Genomic DNA, 1,691 nt, shown 5'->3' on the forward strand with positions numbered 1-1,691 from the left:
CCGGGCCGTCGTCGAGGCCATCGGTGCGGAGCGCGTGGGCATGCGCGTCTCCCCGGGTGGCGACTTCAACGACATCCACGAGACCGAGGCGGCGCAGACCTACGCCGAACTGCTCGCCGGCATCAAGCCGCTGGGCCTGGCCTACCTGCACGTCATCGACGACCCGTCCGGTGAGGTTGCGGCCGCGCTGCGCGAGGGCTTTGACGGCACCGTCATCGTCAACACGGGCTTCGCCGGCTCCAGCGACCTGTCCACCGCCAGGCAGGCGCTGGCCCAGGACCGCGGCGAGCTCTTCTCCATCGGCCGGGCCTTCATCTCCAACCCCGACCTGGTCGAGCGCCTGAAGGCTGACGCCCCGCTGGCCGACCCCGACATGGAGACGTTCTACGCCGGTGGTGCCAAGGGCTACGTCGACTACCCCACGCTGGAGGAGTCCGCGGCCTGACCCGCTCCCCGGTATGACGGGTGGCTGGCACCCAGCCGCCCGGCATACATGCGAGGGCCCCGCACCGGTTCTGTGCGGGGCCCTCGCGCGTCAGGTCAGCGGTAGTTGACGAACTGCAGCGCCACGTCGAGGTCGGCGCCCTTGAGCAGCTGCTGCACGGCCTGCAGGTCGTCGCGGGACTTGCCGGTCACCCGAAGCTCGTCGCCCTGGATGAGCGGCTTGACGTTCTTGGGCCCCTGCTCGCGGATCAGCTTGGAGATCTTCTTGGCGTCCTCCTGGCTGATGCCGTCCTTGAGGGAGGCCTCGAGGCGGTACTCCTTGCCGGACGGCTTGGGGTCGCCGTCGCCGAGGTCGAGGGCCTTGAGCGAGACGTTGCGCTTGATCAGCTTGGTCTGGAAGACGTCGAGGACCGCGCGCACCCGCTCCTCGGAGTTGGCCTTCATGAGGATCTTCTCGCCGGACCACTCGATCGAGGCGCCCACGCCCTTGAAGTCGTAGCGCTGGGAGATCTCCTTCTCGGCCTGGTTCAGCGCGTTGCTGACCTCCTGCTTGTCGACCTTGCTGACGACGTCGAACGATGAGTCGGCCATGGCTGCTCCTTCGGGTGGGCTCGAGCGCAGGGCGCTCGCGGGGTTCGGGCTCGGTCCAAGCCTGCCACGCCGGCCCGATTGGACTCCGGGTGTGGTGTCGTTGCTATCCTTCACACCGCACACGGCAGGTTGTCCGAGCGGCCAATGGAAGCGGACTGTAAATCCGTCGCGAAAGCTACGAAGGTTCGAATCCTTCACCTGCCACACAGTGCAGATCGGCCCCCGGCTGAGCACGAGCTCAGCACGGGGGCCGATCTCTTTCTGTCCGGGCGTGCCCGGCGGAACCCGGCTGACGATGGCTGTCCGCGGCCTATATGCGGCCTATTGGCCGGGCGAGGCACGACGGCGGCGTGGGTGCGCATGTCATCAGCAAGCTCGCAGCTACTCCTCGTTCGCCGCCAATCGCCTGTTCACCTCGCAGACGAGGACCACGACAGGTACGCGCGAGCACCTCGGGGTGTGGGCCCTTCGCCCCTGTTAGCCGGCCGAAGTCCGCGCTGCACTCTTCACAGCCACGCAGCTCGGTGGGCCGTAGTCGCGAAGGGATCCGACCATGTCCAGCACGCAGATGCTCCTCGTGGCCGGTTACGCCGATGTCGAGGTCGCCACGGCCGAGTTCCGGGGGCTGGTCGGGCAGGTCGGAGCCAAGAGGCTGA

The 1,691-nt window shown here is 67.9% G+C and carries 1 protein-coding gene, 1 tRNA gene and 1 pseudogene; 2 read left to right on the top strand and 1 reads right to left on the bottom strand.

The genetic code is table 11. The annotated features are described in order from the left end of the window. Positions 1 to 445, top strand: a pseudogene (locus tag VF825_RS02970) (alkene reductase); the annotation flags it as partial. Positions 446 to 540: 95 nt separating this feature from the next. Here the strand turns inward: VF825_RS02970 and VF825_RS02975 are convergent. After that, entirely contained in the window at positions 541 to 1,035 is a 495-nt protein-coding gene (locus VF825_RS02975) for a YajQ family cyclic di-GMP-binding protein (protein WP_141789421.1), read from the bottom strand. Positions 1,036 to 1,158: 123 nt separating this feature from the next. Between VF825_RS02975 and VF825_RS02980 the strand changes: the two genes are divergently transcribed. Continuing rightward, positions 1,159 to 1,239 (top strand) — tRNA-Tyr (locus VF825_RS02980). Positions 1,240 to 1,691 lie beyond the last annotated feature (452 nt).

This window comes from Oryzihumus sp. (genome assembly GCF_036391795.1).
Lineage (GTDB): Bacteria > Actinomycetota > Actinomycetes > Actinomycetales > Dermatophilaceae > Oryzihumus.